The sequence below is a fragment of the Filimonas lacunae genome, assembly GCF_002355595.1.
Classification (GTDB): domain Bacteria; phylum Bacteroidota; class Bacteroidia; order Chitinophagales; family Chitinophagaceae; genus Filimonas; species Filimonas lacunae.
Map to the genome: position 1 here is coordinate 422,620 of NZ_AP017422.1, position 24,939 is coordinate 447,558.

Annotated in this window: 21 protein-coding genes; 11 read left to right on the forward strand and 10 right to left on the reverse strand. The window is 44.5% G+C overall.

Annotated features, from left to right (window positions below):
- The first annotated feature begins 28 nt into the window (after window positions 1-28).
- The 3 genes from FLA_RS01685 to FLA_RS01695 all read left to right on the forward strand — a co-directional run bounded on the left by FLA_RS01685 (window position 29) and on the right by FLA_RS01695 (window position 3,949).
- Complete coding sequence (locus FLA_RS01685; RefSeq protein ID WP_197705850.1) at window positions 29-1,804, forward strand: RagB/SusD family nutrient uptake outer membrane protein; 1,776 nt, start codon at window positions 29-31, stop codon at window positions 1,802-1,804.
- Window positions 1,805-1,823: 19 nt separating this feature from the next.
- Window positions 1,824-3,119 carry an alkaline phosphatase family protein gene (locus FLA_RS01690; RefSeq protein ID WP_076381675.1) on the forward strand — a complete coding sequence of 432 codons (1,296 nt, stop codon included), beginning with the start codon at window positions 1,824-1,826 and terminating at the stop codon, window positions 3,117-3,119.
- Between the two features lie 98 nt (window positions 3,120-3,217).
- The gene (locus FLA_RS01695) at window positions 3,218-3,949 is read left to right on the forward strand and encodes a DUF4261 domain-containing protein (RefSeq protein WP_076381676.1); all 732 of its coding nucleotides are present in this window, start codon (window positions 3,218-3,220) and stop codon (window positions 3,947-3,949) included.
- On the opposite strand, the gene FLA_RS01700 is transcribed toward FLA_RS01695, so the two are convergent.
- The 6 genes from FLA_RS01700 to FLA_RS01725 all read right to left on the reverse strand — a co-directional run bounded on the left by FLA_RS01700 (window position 3,944) and on the right by FLA_RS01725 (window position 11,671).
- Complete coding sequence (locus FLA_RS01700; RefSeq protein WP_076381677.1) at window positions 3,944-5,176, reverse strand: hypothetical protein; 1,233 nt, start codon at window positions 5,174-5,176, stop codon at window positions 3,944-3,946. The two genes, FLA_RS01695 and FLA_RS01700, sit on opposite strands and share 6 nt — an antisense overlap.
- 164 nt (window positions 5,177-5,340) lie before the next feature.
- Complete coding sequence (locus FLA_RS01705; protein ID WP_076381678.1) at window positions 5,341-7,737, reverse strand: ABC transporter permease; 2,397 nt, start codon at window positions 7,735-7,737, stop codon at window positions 5,341-5,343.
- A gap of 171 nt (window positions 7,738-7,908) precedes the next feature.
- A complete protein-coding gene (locus FLA_RS01710; protein WP_076381679.1) occupies window positions 7,909-8,904 on the reverse strand; it encodes a hypothetical protein in 996 nt (331 codons plus the stop codon).
- Between the two features lie 53 nt (window positions 8,905-8,957).
- Window positions 8,958-9,953, reverse strand: a complete 996-nt coding sequence (locus FLA_RS01715) for a 2-hydroxyacid dehydrogenase (RefSeq protein WP_076381680.1) — start codon at window positions 9,951-9,953, stop codon at window positions 8,958-8,960.
- A gap of 31 nt (window positions 9,954-9,984) precedes the next feature.
- Window positions 9,985-10,791, reverse strand: a complete 807-nt coding sequence (locus FLA_RS01720) for a polysaccharide deacetylase family protein (protein ID WP_076381681.1) — start codon at window positions 10,789-10,791, stop codon at window positions 9,985-9,987.
- A 136-nt stretch (window positions 10,792-10,927) separates the two neighbouring features.
- Entirely contained in the window at window positions 10,928-11,671 is a 744-nt protein-coding gene (locus FLA_RS01725) for a DNRLRE domain-containing protein (protein WP_076381682.1), read from the reverse strand.
- A 340-nt stretch (window positions 11,672-12,011) separates the two neighbouring features.
- Here FLA_RS01725 and FLA_RS01730 point away from each other — a divergent pair, with 340 nt between their 5' ends.
- The 6 genes from FLA_RS01730 to FLA_RS01755 all read left to right on the forward strand — a co-directional run bounded on the left by FLA_RS01730 (window position 12,012) and on the right by FLA_RS01755 (window position 18,712).
- Window positions 12,012-15,173, forward strand: coding sequence for an IPT/TIG domain-containing protein (locus FLA_RS01730; RefSeq protein WP_084206466.1), 3,162 nt, complete (start codon window positions 12,012-12,014; stop codon window positions 15,171-15,173).
- 87 nt (window positions 15,174-15,260) lie between these two features.
- A complete protein-coding gene (locus tag FLA_RS01735; protein ID WP_076381684.1) occupies window positions 15,261-16,304 on the forward strand; it encodes a tetratricopeptide repeat protein in 1,044 nt (347 codons plus the stop codon).
- Between the two features lie 22 nt (window positions 16,305-16,326).
- Entirely contained in the window at window positions 16,327-16,857 is a 531-nt protein-coding gene (locus FLA_RS01740; protein ID WP_076381685.1) for a metalloprotease family protein, read from the forward strand.
- Between the two features lie 104 nt (window positions 16,858-16,961).
- Window positions 16,962-17,546 carry a Crp/Fnr family transcriptional regulator gene (locus tag FLA_RS01745; RefSeq protein ID WP_076381686.1) on the forward strand — a complete coding sequence of 195 codons (585 nt, stop codon included), beginning with the start codon at window positions 16,962-16,964 and terminating at the stop codon, window positions 17,544-17,546.
- Between the two features lie 559 nt (window positions 17,547-18,105).
- Window positions 18,106-18,336: a hypothetical protein gene (locus FLA_RS01750; protein WP_197705851.1), complete on the forward strand. Its 231-nt coding sequence runs from the start codon at window positions 18,106-18,108 to the stop codon at window positions 18,334-18,336.
- Window positions 18,323-18,712 carry a type II toxin-antitoxin system VapC family toxin gene (locus tag FLA_RS01755; protein ID WP_076381688.1) on the forward strand — a complete coding sequence of 130 codons (390 nt, stop codon included), beginning with the start codon at window positions 18,323-18,325 and terminating at the stop codon, window positions 18,710-18,712. Before FLA_RS01750 ends, FLA_RS01755 begins: the two co-directional genes overlap by 14 nt.
- Window positions 18,713-18,796: 84 nt before the next feature.
- Here FLA_RS01755 and FLA_RS01760 read toward each other — a convergent pair whose 3' ends face one another.
- Genes FLA_RS01760 through FLA_RS01770 form a run of 3 tightly spaced genes read right to left on the reverse strand, consistent with a single transcriptional unit; the run spans window position 18,797 to window position 22,025 of the window.
- Window positions 18,797-19,780 (reverse strand): aldo/keto reductase, encoded by a 984-nt coding sequence (locus tag FLA_RS01760; protein ID WP_076381689.1) that lies wholly within the window; start codon window positions 19,778-19,780, stop codon window positions 18,797-18,799.
- 26 nt (window positions 19,781-19,806) lie between these two features.
- Entirely contained in the window at window positions 19,807-20,910 is a 1,104-nt protein-coding gene (locus tag FLA_RS01765; RefSeq protein WP_076381690.1) for an alkene reductase, read from the reverse strand.
- A gap of 11 nt (window positions 20,911-20,921) precedes the next feature.
- Window positions 20,922-22,025, reverse strand: a complete 1,104-nt coding sequence (locus tag FLA_RS01770) for an alkene reductase (protein WP_076381691.1) — start codon at window positions 22,023-22,025, stop codon at window positions 20,922-20,924.
- A gap of 98 nt (window positions 22,026-22,123) precedes the next feature.
- Between FLA_RS01770 and FLA_RS01775 the strand changes: the two genes are divergently transcribed.
- On the forward strand, window positions 22,124-23,053 hold the full coding sequence (locus tag FLA_RS01775; RefSeq protein ID WP_076381692.1) for a LysR family transcriptional regulator: 930 nt from the start codon (window positions 22,124-22,126) through the stop codon (window positions 23,051-23,053).
- Window positions 23,054-23,137: 84 nt separating this feature from the next.
- Here the strand turns inward: FLA_RS01775 and FLA_RS01780 are convergent, their stop codons facing one another.
- Window positions 23,138-24,031, reverse strand: a complete 894-nt coding sequence (locus FLA_RS01780; RefSeq protein ID WP_076381693.1) for a hypothetical protein — start codon at window positions 24,029-24,031, stop codon at window positions 23,138-23,140.
- A 219-nt stretch (window positions 24,032-24,250) separates the two neighbouring features.
- Between FLA_RS01780 and FLA_RS01785 the strand changes: the two genes are divergently transcribed.
- Window positions 24,251-24,901 (forward strand): DUF1349 domain-containing protein, encoded by a 651-nt coding sequence (locus tag FLA_RS01785; RefSeq protein WP_076381694.1) that lies wholly within the window; start codon window positions 24,251-24,253, stop codon window positions 24,899-24,901.
- Window positions 24,902-24,939 lie beyond the last annotated feature (38 nt).

The following is a 24,939-nucleotide window of genomic DNA, read 5'->3' on the forward strand; positions in this document are numbered from 1 at the left end:
TGTATAACAAAACAGTAAAAAATAATTTATGCGAATTCATATAAAACAGTCATTGATATTGTTTTGTGCTGTGTTGATGCTGGCATCGTGTACTAAAAACCTGGAGCAAACTCCGGTAAGTACAGCCGATAAAAATGCCGTGTTTAGCAGTGAAGACGGGTTGAAGTTATATACTTACTCCTTTTACAATATTTTACCTGATATCAACACTCCGTTCAGAACAGACTGTAACCTGAGTGATTATGGGGCTATCAACGCAGTACCTACTTATATAGGGCAAAATACGTTTAACTCACGTTTAAGCACTGGCTGGACCTGGACCGACCTGCGTAATATTAACTACTTTATCGTTAATTGCAACAATCCGGGTGTGCAGCAAACCATAAGGGAAAACTATATTGGCCTGGCCCGTTTTTTTCGTGCCTATTTCTACTTTGAAAAAGTAAAGCGTTTTGGTGATGTGCCCTGGTACAACACGCCGCTGAATGCAGATGATACTGCTGCTTTATACAAAGGCCGCGATTCACGCACCCTGATTATGGATTCAGTGGTGGCCGACCTGGATTATGCGGCTGACCATATCACGCTTACCGATGATGCTACCCGCAGTTTAATTACCAAGTGGGTAGTGTTGGGCTTTAAATCACGTGTGTGTTTGTTTGAAGGCACTTTCCGTAAATACCAAACCAGTTATAACCTGCAGTCTACTGCCGACGCATTTTTGCAAAAGGCGGCTGATGCGGCCCAACTGGTAATGGCCAGCGGCAAGTTTTCGCTCAATACCAGCGGTGGCAACCTGGCTTACCGTAACCTGTTTATCAGCTCGGGCCCGGTAACCAGCGAAATAATGCTGGCCGATGTAACCAGCACTTCACTGGCTAAGTATAACGATGCCAACTGGTATTTTACCAGCGCCACCTACGGTGTGCGTTTTAACTTTACCCGCACCTTTATTAATACTTATCTAAAGCTGGACGGTACGCCGTTCACTGGCGATGAAGCGTATAAAACCACTCCTTTTGTGGAGGAAGTAAAGAACAGGGATCTGCGTTTGCAGCAAACCATCAGAACCGGAAACTATAAGCGTATCAGCAGTGGTAAAGAAATTGCCGGTCCTCCGGTGTTCTCTTACACCTATACTGGTTACCAGCCTATTAAATGGTGCCTGGATGATATGTACTATGATGGCGGTTCGTTAAACACCAACTCAGTAAGCTTAATGCGTTATGCGGAGATGTTACTGAACTATGCCGAAGCAAAAGCAGAATTGGGTACTTTAACCAGTGACGACTGGAAGGCTACTATTGGCGCATTACGTTCAAGAGCGGGTATCACCGGTGGTTTAACTTCTTTGCCTAACACGGTAGATACTTACCTGCAGAGTAACTACTTTAAAGATATCTCTGATCCGGTGATACTGGAAGTGAGAAGGGAACGTGGTATTGAGTTAACGCTGGAAGGTTTCCGTTTTGCAGATTTAACCAGGTGGAAGCATGGCGAATTACTGTTACAGCCATGGAATGGTATGTATGTGCCTTCGCTGGACACGCCTATGGACTTAAACGGTGATGGTGTAATGGACGCGTATTTTTACACCACCTCCACTGTTCCCGACCAGTACAAAAGTATTGCTGTGAATGTAGCAGCCGATCCGCAGCGTTTAACCAATGGTACTTCCGGCGAAATATTGTGGTTGAATAACATCGCGCGCGAATGGTTTGATTATAAATACCTGAACCCGATTCCGTATTCAGATTTGCAATTGAACCCGCGTTTAGGACAAAACACCGGCTGGGTTGACTAATCATTTATAAATAAGTGTGATGAAAAAGAATGTATTAACAGCGCTGGCTTTATTACTGGGATGCGGTGCTTTTGCACAGTCCCGTATTAAGCACGTGGTATTGATAACCGTAGATGGCTTTCGACCGGATTTTTACCAGCAAGCCAAGTGGGAAGCGCCTAACCTGAAACAACTGGTGAAGGAAGGCGTGCAGGCCAATGGAGTAAACAGTGTGTTTCCTTCTATGACCTATCCTTCGCACACAGCCATTGTAACGGGTGTGCAGCCCATTACACACGGTATTTATTATAACGACCGTTTTGATCCTACGGGCAAAGGCAGCGTAGGTAACTACTGGCAAGACTCTTCTATTCATGTGCCCACTTTATGGAGTGTGCTGCATGGCAAGGGAATGAAAGTAGCTTCTTTATATTGGCCTGTTTCGGCAGGTGCGCCAGTGGATTATAATATACCTGACATTGGCGGCAGGGGCGTTGCTGTACGTGATGAAAACTCCATACCTGTGAATTTTGCGCAGGAAATGCATCAAACCCTGGCCGGTAAAGGTCATAGTGGTGATGTACATACTGCTGATATTGCGGCTTACCTGATTGAGAAGGAAGCACCTGCTTTAATTACCATGCACCTGTTTGCGGTGGATCATGCCGAGCATGTAACCGGTAGAGAAGGAGAAATGGTACACGAAGCTATTGCAGAAGCGGATGAAGCGGTAGGCATAGTAAAAGCAGCCCTGCAAAAAAAGGGGATATGGGATAGCACGCTGTTGATTGTAACTGGCGATCATGGTTTTGTAGATGTACACACTACGTTTAACCCTAACAACTGTTTGCAACAGGCGGGCCTGTTGAACAACAGGGAAAAGGGCGACTGGAAAGCACAGTTTAATTATTCCGGTGGTTCGGCCTGGTTATACTTAAAAGATGCCAATGATAAGGCCAGCCTGGCTGCTGCTACCAAAGCACTGAAGGCTTTGCCTGATAGTGTGCAGCGTTATTTTCGCATCATTGACCGTAAGCAACTGGATAAAATAGGTGCTAACCCGCAGGTGGTGCTGGCTTTAACGGCCGAGAATAATGCAGCCTTTGGCGGCAAGCCCGAAGAGCCCGCTGTTGCCAGCGGTAAAGGCGGTACGCATGGTTATTTCCCCGATTTTCATAATATACAAACAGGTTTTATTGCGGTAGGTAGCGGCATTAAAAAAGGCGCTACTGTGCAGGAGTTTAACCTGCGCGATATAGCCCCCATTGTAGCCAAAGCTTTAGGAATTTCCTTTCCTACGGCACAGGGCAAAGTGCCCGCTGGCATATTTGAGTAGTAATTATGTGTCACTGTTAATGTTTAGGCCAACCATTCCTGGTTGGCCTTTTTGTTGTGTTTGCAGTATATCAATAGCTTTGTGTGAAACCGGGAAATATGTTTACAGGAATTGTTTTGGTAAAAGGTGCTGCTGCGTTGAATGCGGATGGCTTTGTAAAAGACTTTACAGAATGGTCGGCCGCTGCCATGAAAGAACTGGTGCGCGACACCAATACTTTATTATTGAACATAGAAGGCGCTACGGTGGCCATTTCTGCTGTTAACACCCCGGTAGATGCCAAAGAAATCAACGCTGCGGGTCGTAATGCTTACCAGTGGCCTAACGTGGTGCAGCAGGCGCAGAAGCATCAAAGCCAGCTGGTGATTGCCATATCAGAAGAAGAAGCTGATGCGTTGAAACATTATATGATACTGACCGAAGTGGCTGCTTCCTTGCTGCGTACTTCCGAAGGGACGGTGGTATACATGCCCGGGCAATCGTTGCTGATACCCAAAGCCTATTACCTGGAAGAAGCGGAAAGTATGGATGAATATTATTATCCATTGCATTTATGGCTGACTTTTGGCCGGCAGCAGGATGAAAAAGGTAATTCAGGATATACCAGCGGTTTAAAAGAGTTTGGTAAAATGGAGCTGGAAATAAACGATGCTACTGCCAGCCCCGAAGCCATCACTTCTGTTCTGTTTAACATAGCCCACTATATACTGGAAAACGATGTTATGTTTGCCAGTGGCGATACCTGCAGCTTATCGGAAACCGAAGAGGTGGCAATTCAATGCTCACCCGGTAAGCTGGTAAAAGGCATCACCTGCAAGCTGTTATTATAAGCCGGCTTCTTTTAACCAGAAGCCGATATTGTGTACATGGCCTGTTTGTATATTCCAGGTGTAGCGCACTGCATCGGCATTGTTTACTACATATACTTCCCATTCATTGGCCGATAGTTTGGTGGCATAAGCGGCAGAGGAATACATGGCATTGGCCTGTAACCGGTTAATGATTTTTTTAGTATCCATTTCCATATACAGATTGGCGGCATTGCTCAATACAGACGCCCATTGTTTAGGATGATAGGCTATGTTGTTGTAATAAGCCGTGTCTGCATTGTTCAGCAGGTTGTCTTTTTCGGTGATCACCTGCTTAAAACCCTGTAAAGAAGGCTTGCCTTTATCCAGTGTTTGCAACTGCTGTTCACGCACCTGTACAATCAGCTGCTTGTTTTGTGTATTGAATTGTTGTACCAGTTCCCGGCGTTTATATTGCAGTTCGGTATAGCTGGCTTTGGCGTCAGTGTCGGCAGCGTAGCTGTTCCATAACATTTGTGTAATACGCGCGGTTAACTGCTGTTTTTCGGTGGTGGGCTGTGTAATAGATTCCGGCCATTGAAGGGCATGGTATGCGGGATCGTTATAGCGGGTATGGGCTATTTCCGAAATCATACCATTACGCAGGTTAAAGCGAAAGCGCACGGCAAAAGCGTGATCCGCCACATATACTATCCTATCGCTGTCCGAAGCGGGGGCGGCATATACCAGGGAGCCGTATAGTTCCCGCTGGCGGTAAATACGTTGCACTTCTTCTATTGTTAAATTATTCTCCGAAGTGATATAGGGCATCACCATGTTCACCGTAAGCTGTGCGGGACTGAAAAGATCAAACGCCCGCAAAAAAACAATGGACATCAGGTGCATATCGTCTTTGCTCTCCTCCTGGGGTAAAGCAGATTTTTCCCAGGTGAGCTTTTGCAGGGCGGTAGGAGGTACAGCGTATTGTTTCACTTCTTCGCTGCGTATTGCTGCATAATCATTACCGTTTTCGGCCAGGTATTGCGAGTAGGCTATATAAAACGGATGCTTTTTATACAATTGTATGCGGGAGGGGGAAGCGGTGTCGGGAATGCTGTCCATTGCTTGTTGCAGGTTATCCCACTGCGACTGATGTGCAGCCATAAAGGCATCTGCTTTTTCGGTCAGCGCTTTTTCTGTATCCGTTTGGGAGCAGGCAGGGAGCACAATGCCCAGTAATACGGCGGTAAAAAGAATAGCTTTTATCATAGGAATAATGACGGTTTATAAAGGTTTACCAATAATAGCTGTTCGGGTTATTGCGGCAGCCATCCTTTGCAGACAAAAAAAGGGCCAGAAGGCCCTTGATGTTGTTGGTGATATAGCAGCAAATGTTAATTAGGTGTGTTTTTTTGGGGATGCCTGGTGTGCGGCTAACGCCCCTCATTGTTTTTTAAACTGTTTACGGGATTGGCTAAAGCGGCCCGGCACGATTGCACACTTACAGTAATAAAAGCAATGGCAATGGCCGAAATGCCGGCTATGGCAAAAATGCTCCAATCAATACTGGCATGATAGGCAAAGTCGTTCAGCCATTTGCTCATCGCGTACCAGGCCAATGGCACTGCAATAAGCAGGGATAGCAACACCAGCATAATAAATTCACCGGTAAGCAGTTGAATAATACTGGCTAAACTGGCGCCCAATACTTTACGAATACCAATCTCTTTTGTTTTTACTTGTGCCGAGTAAGTGGCCAGTCCCAGCAAACCCAGGCATGAAAGAATAATAGTAATGATGGCAAACAAACGCGAGAGGCCGCCTACTTTTTGTTCGGCATTATAAAGCCTGTTAAAATCTTCATCCATAAAATGAAAATTAAAGGGTACCTGGCTATTGTATTGCTTCCATATTTTTTCGGCTGCGGCTATGGCTTGCGGGGCCTGGGCGTTGTTGGTTTTAATAGCCAGCTGCCAGAAAGCAGAGGGCTGGCAGGTAAATACCAGCGGCTCTATTTGTTTGCGCATAGAAGTGTAATGAAAATCTTTTACCACACCGGTAATAGTGCCTTTTACTTTTCGTATGCGCAGGGGTTTGCCCACGGCATCTTTCATGTTCATGGCCCGTGCAGCGGCTTCGTTGATAATGAAATGGGTGGAGTCGGCAACCGCTCCGGTAAAATTGCTACCCTGGGCCATTTGCATATGAAAGAAGGGGATGGTGGTTTCGTCAATATTCACCGGGTGAATATACAGGGTACTATTGGCGGGTTTGCCCTCCCACTCGTTATCGCCTGTCCAGCCTTCATAACTGATAAAGTCGGCATCGGTGCGGGTAACACCCAGCACACCAGGTTGCTGCAGTAGCTGAGCCTTCACTGTTTCGTAATGGGCGGGTATGTTATCGCGCATAGGAAAGCGGATAATGTTCTCTTTGTTATACCCGAGGTCCCGGCTGTAAATATAATGTAGCTGTTTACCTATTACCAGGGTGGAGATAATGAGGATAACAGACACAGAAAACTGCATCACTACCAGCGTGCGGCGGAAAGCTACATTGCCAATACCTGCTGCCAGCTTGCCTTGTAAGGCTTGTATAGGCTGAAAGGAAGAGAGGAGTAATGCAGGGTATATACCGGCGCTAACCAGGGTGCCCAGTAAAGCCGCACTAATGGTAAGCCATACCTGTTTGTTGGATAAGGATAAACTAAGTTGCTTACCTGCCAGGTTATTATACAGTGGCAACAATAAAAACATCAGCACTATGGCTAGTAGTGTGGCCAAAACAAACAACAGCGTCACCTCTGCCAGAAATTGTATAAACAGTTGCCATCTGTTGGCGCCTATTATTTTACGAAGGCTCACTTCCCGTGCACGCAGCATGGCGCGGGCGGTGCTAAGGTTAATGTAGTTGATGCAGGCTACCAGTAGTATTAATAAGGCCACCACCGAAAAAATACGCACGGTTTTAATGCCGGCGTTATTGCCATCGGCAGTGTATAAGTGCATTTTAGCAATCGGCTGTACCAGGTAGGGTACAGGCGCATCGTCCGGCTTATTGCGTTCATGAATTTGTTGCAGCTTTTTTTCCAGTGCAGTAATATCCGTTTCAGGCTTTAGCAGCAGGTAAGTGGCAAAGTTGAAACTATGCCAGTCGGCATCCATACTGGCAATGCGGGTGGTGTTGTTGTAGCTGGTATGCCCTTCCTGGTAGGCCAGCCGGTTAAAGCGGGAAAGGGGTAATACTACATCGTAATGTATATCGGAATTACCAGGCATATCATTGATCACACCACTGACATGAAAACTTTCATTTTTACCTACAATCACCATTTTGCCTATCGGGTTTTCCTTTCCAAAATATCGGTTGGCCACGGAGCGGCTAATGACAATAGATGCATCATCTGTAAACGGTTGCCTGGGGTTGCCTGCTATTAAAGGAAAGTCGAACACGCTAAACAGGGTAGGGTCGGCAAAAGCTACATCGTTTTCTAAAAAAGATTTGTCTTTATATATAAAAGGGGTGTTACCAACGGGCATAATACGAACAGCGTTGCGCACTTCGGGCAGCTCGTTTTTAGCAAACGTGGCAGCGGGGGCTATAATATAATTGAATAGCTGCGGTGTAGTAATGCCGCCGCCGTTAATGCTGATGCGGTATATATTGCGTTGCTGTTTATGAAAGGTATTAAAGCTGTATTCATCCTGCACCCATAGCAGTATAAACAACCCGGCCACCAGCCCGGTGGTAAGGCCGGTAATATTAATAAAAGAGTAAAATTTATTATTCCGGATGTTGCGCAGCGTGGCTATAAAGTAACTTTTAAACATAGTAGGTGCGTTTAGCAGTGTTATGTGTTACTGTAGGATACCAATGAATATACCAGCCTTGTAAAGTATTATTTGTCAGCAGGTTAGTGTGTGGTAATGGTTGTCTATCGTACTATTGTGTAACGTTTCTGTGTTCGCTTTTGATACAAAAACGAACACAGAAACGACCTGTTATTTCAGCAGGCTTTCCACTTCCAGCATCAGGCGCTCAATTTTTTGCGTGTTGCGAAAGGTGGATAATAACAGGCTTTTGGTTTTGTCAGATCCTGCTTCTTTCTGGAAATAAAGTATAACATCCGTGCCCTGGTAAATGCCATTGTAGCTTTTACGTACGGTTTGAAAATTGATGTATTGTTCAAATCCCAGCTTCATACTATTGATGCCTATGGGGCTTTTTCTTTCTACTGTGCGGGTGGTGGTGTTAAAGGTAACTGTGGTAAAAGCAGCTGCAATAACCAGCAGGCCCAGGATAACCGGCCCGAAAGTAACAAGGGCTTTGCCTATCGGGTTCAGGTCTTTTACAAAGCCAGCACCGGTGAATGCATACATGCCTATTGCTACAAACACTAAGCCCAGCAACGCTACGCGGGCTTTGTTTATTTTTAGTTTATATAGGCCTCCTTCTTCTATGGTAAAATACTGGTAGTCGGTAATGGTGGTTGTTTGCGCTGCCGGTAAGGGATCAGCAGCGTCCAGGTAGGAGTGGATTAACGGAATTACTTCACTGCTAAAAGCCACTGCATTTTTATCGCTATCCTTGCTATAGCCGGAAGAGATAGCAGTGCCCCGGCCAAACTTATTGCTTTTGCTAAAGATGCGGTAGTTATAGCCACCTGCACTTTTGGTTACAATGTTTACGGCATGCAGCTTTTCAAAAGCAATGGATGTAACAGGAATAAAGCCCAGCCACATTTTGCGCATGGTGCTGGTGTTGCGGTTAAATTCAATGTAGGTAAAACCGCCCATAATAAACACCACCACAATCAACGCCAGAAACAGGGCAAAGGTGCCGGAGCCTATGGGGTTTTGCTGTCCAATGCCGCGGTACGCAATAAAAATGCCTGCATACACCAGTGCCAGCAGGCCGCCTAAAATAAAGAATAGTCCATTCGGGTGAATTACAATACGATCCGGTTCAATTTTCCATCGGGTCTTTGTCAGTGCCATAGATACAAATTAAAAATAAAAGATAAAGGGATATTACGTGTGTGTAATGTATGTTATACCAGCATAAAGGCGGCATCGGGTTCTTTGCCTTCGCCTAACAGGTATATGTTATTAAGAGTGGTTTCGGCTATTTGGGTAAGCGCTTCTTCTGTAAAAAATGCCTGGTGGCCGGTAACCAGCACATTAGGAAAGCTCATTAAACGCTGTATGGTATCATCTTCAATAATGCTGCCGGAGAGATCTTTAAAAAACAACTTTTCTTCCTGCTCATACACATCAATGCCCAGATAGGCCAGCTTGCCTGTTTTCAGTGCCTGTATAACATCGCTGGTGTTAATAAGGCCGCCGCGGCTGGTGTTGATCAATGTAGCGCCCTGCTTCATCAACTGTAGCGATTGCTCGTTCACCAGGTGTTTGTTATCGGCACTAAGCGGGCAGTGCAGGGATATAATATCCGATTGCTGCAACACTTGTTCCAATGGGCAATATTCCACACCGGTATTACTTAATTCAGCATCCGGATACAGGTCGTAAGCAAGTACCTTGCAGCCAAAGCCCAGCATTATTTTGCAAAAGGCTTTACCTATTTTACCCGTGCCTATTACCCCCACTGTTTTATGAAACAGGTTAAAGCCCAGCAGGCCGGTTAATGAAAAGTTCTGCTCTCTTACGCGGTTATAAGCCTTGTGCGTTTTGCGATTTAAGGTAAGTAACATCGCCACTGCATGCTCGGCCACTGCTTCGGGCGAATAAGCCGGTACACGGCACACCCGCATGCCTAGTTTTTTAGCCGTTTCCAGATGCACATTATTAAAGCCTGCGCATCGTAATGCAATTATTTTTACGCCTTTGCCAGCCAGCACTTCCAGCACTTCAGGAGTAAGCTTGTCGTTTACAAACACACATACTGCTTCGGTGCCGGCATCCACTGCATTCACTATATGCGGCCCCAGGTGGGTTTCCAGGAAATCTAATTGCAGGGAGTGGGTGTTGTGTTTGTTAAAGAATACTTTATCGTAAGGTTTGGCGGAGAAGAAAAGTATTTTCATGGATAGTAACAATTAGTGGTATTATATATAGTTAGGGTTGGCTTTGCTGTTGCTGAATATAATCAGCCACATCTACCATCGGAGCTACCCAAATGTCTTTTTCGTTTTGTTGTAGAAAGTGCAGCAACTGACTGTGTGCTGTTTTATCTACGTTGAGAGCATGCCCACCGCCAACACCATGAAACAGGAATACCAGCAAGGTATGGGTGCGCATAGCTTCTTTTACCAGGTTAATCATATACGCCGCATCGTGATTGATAATTGCGTAGCTGTTAATGTTATCCAGTTTCACTTCGTGTGGAGTAAGCAGGGCGGGGACTACACCTCTTGCGCCTGAAAACTCGCTGGCTACCTGTTGGTAAAAGGCTGTGTCGTGTATGGTGAGGTCGCCACAGGGATAGGCAAAAGTGCGGCGTGTTTTACCATCAATGGCTTTGAGTAAGCAATTGTTGGCCCGTATTTCGTCCACAGCGCGTTGTACGGTATAAGTATACAAATTATGCTGCGGGCTAACAAAGCCGCGGCCAGGTAGCGAACCATCGCAGGGATGAAACAAGGTATGGTTGCCTAACTCGTGCCCGTTGGATGCTGCCTTACGCCATTCGGGTATGCGGTTATTAATAGCCGGCGATGCGCCTATAATGTAAAAGGTACCTTTTAGGTTTACTGAATCCAGTGCAGGTACTACATTGTCCAGGTCAATATCAATGGCATCATCGTAAGTGAGAACTACCGCACATTTCTTATGGTTCCATAAAGTTGTTTGTTGGGCGATAACAGTTACATTAACACCTGTAAGGCATATGATAAAAAAGGGAATGACAAACTTCTGAAGCATATTGGATGTTTTCTGGTCTTAAAAAACAGTTGCCTGCGCGGTCAAATATAGTATAAATTTTACGTGACGGGCTATAAGCAAAACGGGTACCACATTTGTGATACCCGTTGGTTATAGTAAAGATTGGTTCAATGATCTATTTCCTTTTATAGGTAAGTTCCAGTTTGGGCCTTTTGGTAGAGTCGGCATATTCACTGCTTAAAAAGCCAATGGAGCGGTATGCTTTTTCTGTTTCCAGTTTAATGCAAAAGCCATAATTATCTCCTTCTTTCATATCCTGTATTAAGCTGGTTACATCTACGCCATTTATATCGTAGCCCCAGGTGTTGCTGGTGCCTGCCAGGGTAAGCTGGCCTACTGTGGTGGTGGTGGGCTGGTTATTCCAGGTGGCGGTGTATTCGTTCCAGGGGCTGGTTACACGTTGCAGCAGCACAGCGTTATCGCCGTAGTTGCCTTGCGGAATAGAAATAGAGGGAAAATTGGCCGGCATGCCGTATAACGAAAGCTTTGCCGAGGTGATTTCTACACTGTCCGGAATTTTATCGAGGTTAAAACGAAGTAAAGCCCGGCCCATTACCAGGTTGCCGTTTACTGTCCAGGTATAAATAGGTAATTCATTTAAACTGCCACCATTTGCATTATTGTTGCCGTCGTTGTTGATATAGTAATCGAGGTGCACATCATCTATATCGGTGCTGTCGGCCTGAAAGATAAACGTTACCGGGACATTGGTGATAGAAGAATCTATGACAGAATCTATAGTAGAAGTGCTATCGTTAGGAATGCTTCTATTTGGATTATCGGATGATTTGGAACAGGTAAAAGCGCCAAGGGTAAACGAAAAGCTGGTAAAAGCCAAAAGGAGAATACTTCCTTTCATAAAAGTGGAATGGTTTAGAGTGTTTGGTATAGCGAAAATGTTTTTCGGCCACCAATATTACCATTTATTACCAGGATAATGGCGGCTAATTTGGCACATCTGTGCGTTTAAAACCTATCAATAAAAAAAGTGATGTTTTGCCAACGTTTTGCATGGATCACACGTAATAGAAGGAGAGGGCATGGCACACAGCAGCTAACGAAAAGAAAAAGTGGTGTAAGGTGTTAGTAATCAATTGTTTTATAGCCGGGGTGGCAAGTACGGGAATTATCATTGATCAGTTTCAGACATAATAGATACAATATCTAAATTTTCAAACCTAAACCTAAACAAACCTTGTATGATTAAACATCTACACTACAGGAAAGCAATGTCGTTGTTATGGGCAACATTGTTTTTGGTTTTTCTGAGCACCATGAGTGCTTTTGCCCAGAATTATAAGATTACCGGTTTTTATCCTAAAACGGGAACGATTGGGCAGTATGTAATTATTTCAGGTACTTTTCCCTACAATGTAGCTACGGGTGATACTATCAAGAACGTAGCATTTGGTGGAGTGAATGCTACCGCCTTCCGGGGGTATTATAGCGACTCCCTGATTGAGGCAAGAGTGGGACAGGGTGCTACCGGCCGGATAACGTTGACATTGCCTGATGGCTCGGTGATTAGTTCTACTGACACCTTTCGTTATCAGCAGCCAAGCCCAACATTGTATTATTTTACGCCTACCAGTGGCAAGGCAGGTGACACCATCAACATTTATGGTCAAAACCTGACCAATGTATATGCTGTGCAATTCGGGGGAGTGGCAGCACGCAGTTTTTCTGTAGCGAATGCCGGCCTTATTAAGGCTGTGGTAGGTGCTGGTGCTTCAGGTAATGTTACTGTGTATGGTAATAATGGCTCAAGTACGTTAGGTGGGTTTGCTTATAGCACTAATGCACCGGTTACTGATTCTGTTTATCCACGTACAGGTTACTTAAGAACAGAAATTACTATTTGTGGCCACGGCTTTTCCAATGCAACAAACGTTGCCATAGGAAACAAGGGGAGGAATGTTGAATCATTTTATGTGGTAAGTGATTCTATTATCAAAGCAAAGGTAGGCTATGGTAATTACGGTCCGGTGTATGTAACAACTACCAGCGGTACAGATACTTTGCAGCGCGCTAACTTTTATTTATGGGGGCAGATTAACAGCTTTAGCCCGCTATCTGGTAAGAAAGGTACGGTAGTTACCTTGCATGGTGTTTTTACTGTAGATGGCCCTGCTGTAAATGTAACGTTTGGTGGAACAAATGCGGCTTCTTTTACGCAATTGAATGATTCTACTATTAATGCGGTAGTAGGTGAGGGTTCTTCAGGTGGTGTTACAGTATATTCACATGAACGTTCAGGTTTTAGCGGAGGTCAAAGCTTTACTTTTATAGACAGCGCTAATGAGTTTGTACCAGCTATCTATTCTTTTTCACCTACAAGTGGTGGAATAGGTGATACTATCTGGATTTATGGTAAAAAGTTGAATGCTGTTTACGGAGCATCTTTTGGCGCAAGTTATTCTCAAGGTGTTTATCATGTGAACGACTCTTTGTTGTTTGTTGTTATAACACAAGCCACTTCTGGAGCGGTTACTGTATATTCCAATAACGGAAAAGCGAGTGCCATCGGGTTTACCTACATTAAAAACCTGCCGGTAGTAAACTCCATCTGGCCTAGTAAAGCAAATGTAGGTGATACTGTATTGATTCATGGTAGCAGGTTTACTGGTACACGATATGTGGTAATAGGCAATTATGGTGTAGAGTGGTTTAGAGAGCTGAACGATTCGATAATACAAGTGGTTATTCGTAATGGGAATTACGGGAAGGTGACTGTGTCGAATTATGATGGCGAGGACACGCTCAAACGCGCTTATTTTACTTTATTGCCCAAAATAACCAGTTTTACCCCTCAATCGGGCGGTAAAGGAGCCTTTGTTGCAATACGTGGTTTATTCCCTACGCCGGTTGGTGCTGAGTGGAACAATAAACTACTCGGTGTTACATTTGGGGGTGTTAAAGCCATTAGTTATCAATTATTAGGGGATTCTCTTATTTACGCCAATGTAGGTGAGGGGGCAACGGGACTAGTGAAAGTAATATTAACAGATAGTGTTAGTGGCTTCTCGGTTGACACGTTTCGCTATGAGCCACAAGGGCTGGCAAGGATCGATTACTTTGCCCCAGACAAAGCCAGAAGTGGTGATACTGTTATTATACATGGCAAAGGGTTAAGAAATGCTTACAATGCTGTATTTGGTGGGGTATATGCAGCCCGCACTTTTGTAATAAATGACTCTATTGTTAAAGCAGTAGTAGGTGCCGGTGCAACTGGGTTTGTTGAAATGGTGCTGCCAGATTCAACAATAAGATCTGGACAATACTTCACGTACGTGGATAGCGCCAGTGCTGTAACTCCGCACATTTACCGCTTTACACCCGATAGCGCTAAAACTGGTGATACCGTTACTATATACGGCAGCGGATTTCAGTATGCTGAAAGGGTATTATTCGGTGGTGTAGATATCGTTGGAATTGGTCAATTTAGCGATTCTGTATTGCAGGTAGTAGTTGGTTTAGGTGCGTCAGGAGTTGTAGAAGTTGTTACCAGCTTTGGCGTAGCAAGAGATAGCGGATTCGTATACCTGGGCTATCCTCCTGCGATTGTTGATTTTACTCCTAAGTATGCCTATGTGGGAGATACTGTACTTATTACAGGTACTCATTTCAATGGAACAAGTCAGGTTCGTTTAGATGGTTATTATGCATCCAGCTACACTGTGTTATCTGATAGCGTTATCAGCGCTGTTGTGGGTAGTTATAGTGTAGGTAGCGATAGCCTGGTTGCTGTAATCAGTGAATATGGTACAGGCCTGGCATATGGTATGGCTGTTAGCGGTACTGTTATTGATACTGTTCCACAAAACTATCCTCCTGTAATTGTTGACTTTACCCCTAAATCGGGCCATGCAGGCGATACGGTGCTGATCACCGGCGCTCATTTCAGCAATATCAACCAGGTGCGTTTAGGGGGCTATTATGCATATACTTCCACTGTATTGTCTGATAGTGTTATCAGGGCTATTGTAGGTAGTTATGGTGCTGGTTTCGATAGCTTCCTGGTGGTGGTAGGCAATACGTATGGTATTGACACGGCCTATGGCTTTACTTACCTCGGAACTGTGATTGATACGGTGCCTAACAACACAGATACCCTGGCTAAAGCAGCTATCTCTAACTATCCTAACCCGGCAATAAACAGTACTACTGTTAAGCACCCGGCTATTAAAGAGAAAGCAGTGATTATGCTGTATAATATGAACGGTGTGCTGGTGCAGGTGCAGTCAGTGAATCCGGGAGATGTACAAACTACGCTCTATTTCTCCTCTGTGCCTAAAGGCATGTATAAGATCATTTGGACTAACGGAAAAGTTTCCAAATCGTCAACTGTTATTATCCAGTAACGGAATACATACAGATAAAAGCACCTCATGCCTTGCATGGGGCGCTTTTTTGTTGGGCAGGTTGACGCTATTTATTAGTTTTATTTTATGGAACAACCCAACCAACCCCAAACCGACACTGCCGAAGAGGTAGTGAACAATGGCTGCATTCAATGCGGCCACACTATCACTGTACCGGGCCATGCACATAAGTTATGTTACGAATGCCGGGAAGGATTTATTAAATACCCCATTCCCCGCAACATTAAATTGTTTGCCGCCGGAGTAGGTGTGATAGTGTTGATAGCTTTGATAAGCCTGCCTGCACAACTAAGCACGGGCATTCACTTAAAGCGTGCTGAACAGGCTAAAAGAGAACGGCGCTATGCTACTGCCGAAGCTGAGCTGGAAAAAGTGCTGGCCAACGAGCCCGATTACACCGAAGCACTGGGTAATTTGATGGTAACATCTTACCACAACAATAAATTTGAGAAGGTTGTAGAGCTGTATAAAAAGTTGGAGAAAAGGAACTTTGACAACAAAGAACTGCTGGCGGAAATTAATGGGTGCCTGACAGGCATGGACGCCATGTATCCTTTAGAGTTAATGAAAACGTTGGTGGAAACTTATAAGGAACTGGATAGTGTTCCTGATGCAGAATTTGCCAACTATTACAGAAATTATCCTAAAGATCTGGCAGCAGGAGCTAGTTATATAAGACGGCTGATGGACAAAGAAATGTATTCCAGGTGTGATACGCTTTTAATGGGCATGGAAAAAGAGAATGCCGATTATGTGCCTGGCCTGATGTTACATGTAAGTGTTAAAAGGCAGCTGAAACAATTTGACTCTGCCATGTACTATTGTAACAGGTTGTTGAGACAGAACGAGGAAAGCTCTTTTGGGCTGAGCGCTAAAGCCCGCATTTTATTGCAGCAGAAGCAAACAGCAGAAGGCTACCGGGTTGCCGAGCAGGCTTATAAACTGTTTCCCGGTGATAGTTATGTGCGCACTACTATGGTGCTGGCCTATCATGTAAACAACAAGGTAAAAGAGCGTGATACCTTGCTGAAAGACTGTCTGAAGGATTCTGCCGGTTCCGAGCAGGCAAAATATGTATCTGACGTAATCGGCGGCAAAGAACAATTTTAAATAACCCTTATCCTTCTACTATATGTTTGTTCCAGGAATTTTAATCACCATAGTCACCTTTCCCGGTGTTATTGTACACGAACTGGCTCATCAGATCTGTTGCAGAATTTGCAAAGTGCCGGTTTTTAAAGTGGTGTATTTTCAGGCGCAGAACCCGGCAGGGTATGTGCTGCACGAAGCCACCGATAATTTATGGCACCAGTTGTTTATCAGCACTGGTCCCTTCCTGTTTAATACCCTTGTGGCCGCCTTAATAGCCTTACCGGCTGCGTTGCCTGTGTTTGAATATGGCAATGCCAATTTGTTTCATTACCTGCTGATGTACTTGTCAGTAGCCATTGGCATGCATGCTTTTCCCAGCACTGGTGATGCCAACGCGCTATGGTCGTCTATCCGGCGCGAAACAACGCCTTTTTGGCTGAAAGTGTTGGTAACGCCTGTTGTGGGTATTATGTACCTGGGGGCATTGAGTAGTTTTTTCTGGCTGGACATGATCTATGGACTGGCTATTGCCATCGGTTTTCCTAAGTTGCTGATTGCCTTGCTGGCATAGCGGCAATTTTGGGTAATTCCACCGTTTTGCGGCGGCATACTGTCCATGGATAAAACTTCTTTGCCTAACTTTTTGTAACATTGGGCTGATAACCAGTATTTCTTATGCCTACCATAATGGAAAAAGGATTATATGCGTATCTGACAGACCGGAAAGAAGCCGGTTTGAAGGAGAATGTTATCACTAAAAAGCTGAAAAAGGGAGATATACTCTATGATACTACCCAGCAGGACACCGGTATTTTTGAAATAGTAAGCGGTGCGGTAAAACTGGGGGGTATTTCTAACAAAGGCAAAGAATACATATATGAATTGCTGACACCCGGTGAATTTTTCGGAAATCTGGCTTTTTTAGGGCCGGATTTCTGTGAATTTTGTAAAGTGCTAACAGCCACCGAGCTGCGTTACTATAAAACGCCCTATTTTAAACATTTAATAACGCACGACCCGCAACTGGCCGATTGGGCCTTTTCCAAAATCGTTTTCCGCTGGAATAAAACGGAATCGATGCTGGCCAATATCCGTTCTTACGAACCCAGGGAGCGCATCCAGGTTTTGTATTCCAGTTTGCAGCGGAAAATAATGACCGCGAACGGCAGAGAGGTGTTTTTGAACAAATTAATCACCTACCAGGACATTGCCGACTTAACGGCTACCACACGCCAACTGGCAGCAGATACCATACATTAACGATGGGAATGTAAGAATCTGACAATTGTAATATTCTTACATAGTGTTAGAAGCTTACTTCGTTAATATTTTTATAATCATACTTCTTGTGTATGTGGTGTATTATTTATAAGTTTCCAGTGTATTTTGCACGAGCAAAGCAGTTACACACAAATACACACACTGTAGTTACACACATATGAGATGAAACGCAAGAGCCTGTAAGCATAAAGCTTTCAGGCTCTTTGCTTTTGGGGAACTGAGGTGATGTGTGTGGGATTGGATTGTTTATGTTTTTTTATATTTATTATTGGAGATGTGATTTATAGAATTAGTATGATAGTAGTTTGATATAGATTATGATGCCTTCTCTGTTGTGTCCTAATTCGCTACATTATCTTTTTGGGGAATGGTATGTCTTTTTATAAACGGAGATGTTTTATGGATGATGCAGCCGTATTATTTAATCATCTGTTTTTGAGGGACTATGGAGCTTATATGTGAATATTGCTAATGTAAATGGTGCTTCTATTTAAATGCCCAAGGAATTAGTATATTTGTTAACAGCAAAAATGGTATTATGATAGAGGCAAGAAAGATTCATTTAATTGAGCAGATGTTGAAAGTAAACGACGATGCAGCGTTAACTCGCTTGGAATCCATTTTGCAAGAACTTACAAGAATACACAGTACTCCTCGTCCTTTTTCTGCACATGAGCTTTCTGGTGTTTGGAATAAGGAAGATGCTGATTTGATAGAGAAAGCGATTGAGGAAGGATGCGAACAAATAAACGAAGATGATTGGAAATAGATTTGCTCTGGATACAAATATCGTTTCTGCATGGCTTAAGGGAGAAGAAGGGGTTGCTGATAAAATAGATAATGCAGAAGTATATGTCCCTATTGTAGTTATAGGGGAGTTGTATTATGGCGCTGCTTATTCTTTGCATGTACAGAAAAACATCAAAGATGTACAGCAAATAACTCGTAATTATGAGTTATTGTTGATTGATGAAGACACTACAATCCTCTACGGTGATATAAAATCTACACTTAGAAGAAAAGGCAAACCAATACCGGAAAATGATATTTGGATTGCAGCTATCAGCCAAAGATATAATATAACATTGGTGACTCGTGATAACCACTTTTCCGAAATAGATGGCTTGAAGCTAGCACAGTGGTAGGTGTATTGTGTAGCATTATATTTAGCAGCATCTATGCTTTATGTATAAATGCTGCTAAATATATAAATAGAGTGTGTTGCTGCTTTACAATCTCGCCAACTCCTGCTCAATAAATCCTAACTCTCCATCTGAAAGCTGAATATCCATAGTCCTTGCATTCTGCACAGCCTGCTCCGCATTCCTCGCCCCGGTAAGTACTACCGAAATCCCCGGTTGCAAAGTGGTCCAGCGCAACACCAGTTGTGATAAAGAAGCGTTTTTATCTTTAGCCATAGGCGTAATAGCGTCCAGAAAAGCTTGCACTTTCTCCAGGTTAAACTGCTGGAAATAGCCATTGCGGTGGTCATTATCTTTCAGCTTATTATCCTGGAAATATTTACCAGTAAGCAAGCCTCTTTCCATGGGGCTATAGGCGATAATGCCCAATTGGTTATCCGTTGCATAGGGCACCAGGTCTTTTTCTATGCTTCTGTTCAGCATACTGTAGGCTACCTGGTTGCTGGCTATGTGAATGGTTTGGCGGGCTTCCTGCACCTGTGCCAGGGAGTAGTTGCTAACGCCGGCGGCGCGTACCTTACCTTGTTGAATCAGCTGCTCCAGTGCTTCCATGGTTTCGTGGATGGGAGTGGTGCTGTCGGGCCAGTGTATTTGCAGCAAATCAATATAATCAGTGCCTAGGCGTTTCAGGCTTTCTTCGGCTTCTTTAATTACGTTGCTTTTGGATGCGTATTTATAGATCGGTATTTTTTTGCCGTCTTCTTCTGCGTCAAAGAAGTAATCGCCTTTGCCCTGGTTGCTGCCGTCCCATACTAGGCCAAACTTGGTAAGTAGTTGAATGCGGGAGCGGTCGTAGCCCTTGATGGCTTCGCCAATCAGTTCTTCGCTCAGGCCAAAGCCATAGAAGGGCGCGGTGTCGATAGTGGTTACACCGTTGTCGATAGATGCTTTTACCGATGCGATAGAATCCTGTTTTTCGTTGCCACCCCACATGTTACCACCGATGGCAAAGGCGCCGTAAGTGATAGCGGATAATTGTAAATCGGTATTGCCTAATGTTCTGTATTCCATGCTTGAATTTTTATATGTTCCTGATGTTATGCTGGCTGCTGGTAAACAGGCCAGTTGATATATCCTTCCATTGTTAAACCGTAATGCAGTTCTCTTTTAGGGGGCGTCCATTCCCAGTTGTTCTGCAACCTTGCTACCAGGTCGGGGTTGGCAATAAACGGTTCGCCAAAGCCTGCTATGTCTATCAGGCCTGCGTTGATCAGTTGCTCTGATTTTTCGCGGTTCATACCGCCGGCCAGTATGATAACGCCATTATACCAGTTGCGGAAACGTGCCAAAAAGCCTTCGGGTAAGGCAAAGCTGCCGCGGGATTGCTGATCCATAATATGGATATAGGCTATCTTTCTTTTGCCCAGTTCTTCTGCCAGGTATTGATAGGTGGCTTCTATTTCGGAGTAGTGGGGCAGTTCGTGCAAGCCACCATAAGGGGTAAGGCGGATAGCTACTTTATCGTGACCGATAGCGGCGATACACGCGTCGATGGCTTCCAGCAAAAAGCGGGAACGGTTTTGAATGTTGCCGCCGTATTCGTCTGTACGGTTGTTGATAGCAGGGTTTAAAAACTGCTCTATTAAATAGCCGTTAGCGCCATGCAGCTCCACGCCGTCGAAGCCTGCGGCTATTGCGTTTTGGGCAGCATGTGCAAAGTCCAGTGCTATCTGTTTTACCTCGGCTGTTTCCAGTGCCCGTGGTACCGAGCAGGTAACAAAGCCTTCGTTGCCGTTTTCATCATAACCCCAGGCTTTGGAGTTGGCGGCCTGTATGGTAGAAGCGCCTACGGGTGCTTGCCTGTTAGGTTGGTTGGAGGTGTGCGATACCCTGCCTACATGCCACAGCTGTGTAAATATCCTGCTGTCCGAGGCATGCACGGCGGCGGTTACTTTTTTCCAGCCTGCCACCTGCTCCTGCTTATATAAACCTGGAATGTACAGCACGCCTGCCGAGGTGGGTGAAATTGCTGTGCCTTCGGTAATAATTAAGCCTGCACCGGCGCGTTGTGTATAGTAGAGTGCGTTGTTATCGTTAGGAATGCTGTCGATATTGCGTGCCCGTGTCATAGGGGCCATAGCAATACGGTTTTTCAGTTGTAAAGAACCGATAGTGGCCGGTTCAAAAATATTTGTGTTCATAAAAGATGCTATTAATGTGCGTAAACGGGGTAATCGGTATAGCCTACAGTGCTGCCGCCAAAAAAGTATTCGCGTTTGGGTTCGTTTAACGGATGTCCATGCTGTAAGCGGTGGGGGAGATCGGGGTTGGCAATGAATGGCCTGCCAAAACCAATTAAATCGGCCCAGCCGTTTTGTAATGCTTCTTCTGCACGTTCCACGCTATACTTACCGGAATAGATTAAAGTGCCTTTGAACGTGTTGCGGTAAGCTTCTTTAAAGGCTACAGGCATTACCGGGGCATTATCCCAGTCGGCTTCTGCTACGTGTATATAGGCAACGCCTATTTCGTTGAGTATTCGGGCGGCTTCAATATAGGTCACTTCCGGATGGTCGTCCATAGCGCCCATTAAGGTGGTTAAGGGAGCTTGGCGCACGCCTACTTTATCGGCACCGATAGCATCAACAACGGCGGTGGTTACTTCTTTCAGAAAACGCAGACGGTTTTCCAGTGAGCCGCCATAGGCATCGGTACGCTGATTGGTTTGTGAGTCAATAAACTGCTCAATCAGGTAGCCGTTGGCGCCGTGCAGCTCCACGCCATCAAAACCTGCCGCTATAGCATTTTTAGCTGCCTGTGCATAGTCTTTAATGATCTGCTGAATTTCGGGAATGGTTAATTCGCGTGGAGTAGAGTGTTGTATCATTTCGCCCACGCCGGATTCGGCGCCCTGGCCGTTTTTGGATAAGAATACTTTTACGCCTTCTGCTACTAACACGGAAGGGGCAACGGGCTGCTGACCATTTTCCTGTAAGGAAGTGTGCGATACCCGGCCTACGTGCCACAGCTGAGCGAATATTTTGCCGCCATTATGATGTACGGCTTCGGTTACTTTTTTCCAGCCTTCTACCTGGGCCTGGGTGTAAATGCCGGGTGTCCAGGCGTAGCCTTGCCCCTGTTTGCTTATTTGAGTGCCTTCTGATATAATCAGTCCGGCAGAAGCGCGTTGTGCGTAATAGGCTGCCATCAGGTCAGTGGCTACTTCGCCCTGGGCGGCCCGGGAACGGGTCATAGGTGGCATAACTATCCTGTTTTTCAACGGGATATGTTGTAATGTATACGATTCAAATAGCATGAGTTATTATTTTAATGATTGATAATGCAAATTTCTATCAGAAAAATGTATTAGTAAAATAACTTAAATGCTATCTTTGTATCAGAAAAATGATACTTATGCTGTCGAATCTGGAATGGTTGCGCACTTTTAAGGCTATTTATGAAACAGGTACCTTATCGGGCGCAGCACAGGAATTATATATATCACAGCCAGGAGTGAGCCTGCATCTGAACTCGCTGGAAGACTTTACCGGCTGTAAGCTGTTCGATCGTTCGGCCCGCCGCATGGTGCCTACGGAAAAAGGGAAGATGCTGTACAATTTCATCCTTGATCCGTTGCTGAAGCTGGAAGCGGCTGAAAAGCATTTTCATAAACGCTCACAGGCCGAAAGGGCTACTATTAGCGTGGGTATGTGTTTTGAAACTTTTCAGTATACCCTGGAAGAGCATATTGCCGAACTGCCTTTTAACCTGATTATTAAGTTTGGCGAGTACCCGCAAATGCTGCAAGACCTGGAACATGGCTTGTTAGACCTGATTGTAACACCCCAAAAAGGACAGGAGAAGAACCTGGAATTTGTGCCTTTTTCCAAAGAGAGGATTGTGTTGATTGCTGGCGGCGAAACGGACACGGAAATGATACAGGAATTACTGTCCCGTGATGATATGGAGGCAGCCCGCAACTGGCTGAAGCAACAGCTTTGGTATAGCACTGCTGCTGATATGGAGCATTTGAAAAACTTCTGGCGCAGGAATTTTGAGGAGCATCCTGACTTTTCACCTAATTATATTGTACCTAACATCAGCTCTATTATCCGTTGCCTGAGTAAGAAAGAAGGCTTTTCGGTAGTACCTGATTTTTTGTGCCGGGAAGCCATTGAAGCAGGAAAGATTAAACTGGTATGGGAAGGGCGTTTGCCCTGGGAGAATACCCTGCATTTTGGCACCCGCAAGAAAACGATGTATGAAAACGAATTGCAGCAGCTGAAAACCTTATTCAGTGAGAAATGGCATTTGGCAAATGCAGAACCGTTTAGTGCAGACTAAGTAGTAAGCGGTTCTGTTCCGGATAATATAAAAAGGGCTTCTGATTACTCAGAAGCCCTTTCGTTTGTGTTTCCGGATGCCGGTTTATTTAGATTTTACATAGTAGAAGGTATGCATAGGGCTTGTGTAATCACCTATTACAGTCTGTTGTGTTTTTACAAAGCCAGACTCACTATCGTATGTATTGGTAAAGTTAAAGGTAGCTGAGGTGGTGCCATCAGTGCTTGTATATTCACGTAATATCTTTGTGAAATTGTTTTTTCCTTGCGAAAGATACAGGCCCTCTGAATAATCTCTGCCAGTAAGCAGGTAACCGGCAAATGGATTGTTTTTGAATAACCAGTACAAACCATTGTCTTTTGCATCGCAGGTGTAAGTATGTTTTAATGACTGGTTTTCGATAATACTGCCATTGGAATACGCTACATAGCCTGTATAAGCATAGGTAAGCAGGTTACCTGCACTGAATGTCCATGTTGCATATTGAAGGCGTTTTTCACCATCAAGTCTGGTAGTGTCTTTACTTCCTTCCTGTACTATGCCGTCAGTGGTAAGCGTCCACTCTAGGCCTTCTCCACTAAGATCGATTGTTTCGTTCCGACTAAGGTAGAAGGTGTACCAGGTTACTTTGCCGGTGCTGTATACCAGGGTATCCAGTACGGGCAGCTTGCTGCTGCCAATGGTATATTCACGTGCGCCGGTGCACAGGCCGCTTGCATCATAGCTAAACTGGAAGTACATGTAGTAGCTGTTGGAGCCGCTGTTGTCGCTAAGGTAGATTTTGTCAACGCTGTTGTTGCTGTTGTAGGTAAAGCTGTCTATGGCTGTTTCATTCTCGTAAATGACAGAAGGCAGATAAGCAGGTGCCGGGGTTGCCACAGGGCTGCTGTTGTCGCTTTTGCTACAAGAGGCCGCAGTGCTTAATGTTATGATTGCAGCAATGGCCGTTTTGTACCATTGCAATGATTTTACGTTCATAGAGATTTTTTATGTTGGTTGAGAAAAAGATTACGTTGAGAAAAAAAGGTTTAGGCGGCGCAATTTATATCGATTCTTTATATGGATGCAATAAAGAATAAGAATATTCAGGCATTATGGGAAATAATATGCGGAAATGCAGGTAATGTTGTAGTGTTGCCTGGGATGTGAATTCTCAAGTTGCCAGAAAAAAACATTCAAACCAATAATTCAAGTCGTATGAAAAAAATCACCGCAGTGCTAATGGTTTTTTGTATGGTTACCGGTTTAGCTGCCCAAAAGCTGGAAAAAATGCTTTGGTATAACGAACCGGAGAAATGGGAAATTAAGGATAACGCTTTGCACATGTTTGTAACCCCACAAAGTGATTACTGGCGTATTTCGCATTATGGATTTACGGTAGACGATGCTCCGTTTTACTATGGTACATACGGAGGGGAGTTTGAAGTGAAAGTAAAGTTGACAGGCGATTATAAGGCCCGTTTTGATCAAATGGGATTAATGATAAGAACGGATCACGAAAACTATATTAAAACTGGTATTGAGTTCGTAGATGGTAAGTTTAATGTGAGCACGGTGGTTACCCACACCACCAGTGACTGGAGTGTAACGAAGCTGGAGAAAGCGCCGCCATTTATCTGGATAAAAGCAGTGCGCCGGTTGGATGCCGTTGAGATATATTATTCTTTTGATGACAAAAATTATGTAATGACGCGTAATTGTCCTTTAAAGGATAATCACCCGGTAATGGTAGGGTTAATGGCTGCTTCGCCGGATGGCAATGGCTTTGATGCTACTTTTGAAAATTTTGGTGTAAAGCATTTACCCGATTTGCGCAGGCAAAAATGGTTGCAGGAGCATAAAAGCTAATATTGCTACAATAAAAAAGGCCGTATCTGTGCAGTGTA

Coding starts and splice junctions, on each gene's coding strand:
- FLA_RS01685 (WP_197705850.1), top strand. CDS start 29: ATGCGAATTCATATAAAACAGTCATTGATATTGTTTTGTGCTGTGTTG.
- FLA_RS01690 (WP_076381675.1), top strand. CDS start 1,824: ATGAAAAAGAATGTATTAACAGCGCTGGCTTTATTACTGGGATGCGGT.
- FLA_RS01695 (WP_076381676.1), top strand. CDS start 3,218: ATGTTTACAGGAATTGTTTTGGTAAAAGGTGCTGCTGCGTTGAATGCG.
- FLA_RS01700 (WP_076381677.1), bottom strand. CDS start 5,176: ATGATAAAAGCTATTCTTTTTACCGCCGTATTACTGGGCATTGTGCTC.
- FLA_RS01705 (WP_076381678.1), bottom strand. CDS start 7,737: ATGTTTAAAAGTTACTTTATAGCCACGCTGCGCAACATCCGGAATAAT.
- FLA_RS01710 (WP_076381679.1), bottom strand. CDS start 8,904: ATGGCACTGACAAAGACCCGATGGAAAATTGAACCGGATCGTATTGTA.
- FLA_RS01715 (WP_076381680.1), bottom strand. CDS start 9,953: ATGAAAATACTTTTCTTCTCCGCCAAACCTTACGATAAAGTATTCTTT.
- FLA_RS01720 (WP_076381681.1), bottom strand. CDS start 10,791: ATGCTTCAGAAGTTTGTCATTCCCTTTTTTATCATATGCCTTACAGGT.
- FLA_RS01725 (WP_076381682.1), bottom strand. CDS start 11,671: ATGAAAGGAAGTATTCTCCTTTTGGCTTTTACCAGCTTTTCGTTTACC.
- FLA_RS01730 (WP_084206466.1), top strand. CDS start 12,012: ATGATTAAACATCTACACTACAGGAAAGCAATGTCGTTGTTATGGGCA.
- FLA_RS01735 (WP_076381684.1), top strand. CDS start 15,261: ATGGAACAACCCAACCAACCCCAAACCGACACTGCCGAAGAGGTAGTG.
- FLA_RS01740 (WP_076381685.1), top strand. CDS start 16,327: ATGTTTGTTCCAGGAATTTTAATCACCATAGTCACCTTTCCCGGTGTT.
- FLA_RS01745 (WP_076381686.1), top strand. CDS start 16,962: ATGCCTACCATAATGGAAAAAGGATTATATGCGTATCTGACAGACCGG.
- FLA_RS01750 (WP_197705851.1), top strand. CDS start 18,106: ATGATAGAGGCAAGAAAGATTCATTTAATTGAGCAGATGTTGAAAGTA.
- FLA_RS01755 (WP_076381688.1), top strand. CDS start 18,323: ATGATTGGAAATAGATTTGCTCTGGATACAAATATCGTTTCTGCATGG.
- FLA_RS01760 (WP_076381689.1), bottom strand. CDS start 19,780: ATGGAATACAGAACATTAGGCAATACCGATTTACAATTATCCGCTATC.
- FLA_RS01765 (WP_076381690.1), bottom strand. CDS start 20,910: ATGAACACAAATATTTTTGAACCGGCCACTATCGGTTCTTTACAACTG.
- FLA_RS01770 (WP_076381691.1), bottom strand. CDS start 22,025: ATGCTATTTGAATCGTATACATTACAACATATCCCGTTGAAAAACAGG.
- FLA_RS01775 (WP_076381692.1), top strand. CDS start 22,124: ATGCTGTCGAATCTGGAATGGTTGCGCACTTTTAAGGCTATTTATGAA.
- FLA_RS01780 (WP_076381693.1), bottom strand. CDS start 24,031: ATGAACGTAAAATCATTGCAATGGTACAAAACGGCCATTGCTGCAATC.
- FLA_RS01785 (WP_076381694.1), top strand. CDS start 24,251: ATGAAAAAAATCACCGCAGTGCTAATGGTTTTTTGTATGGTTACCGGT.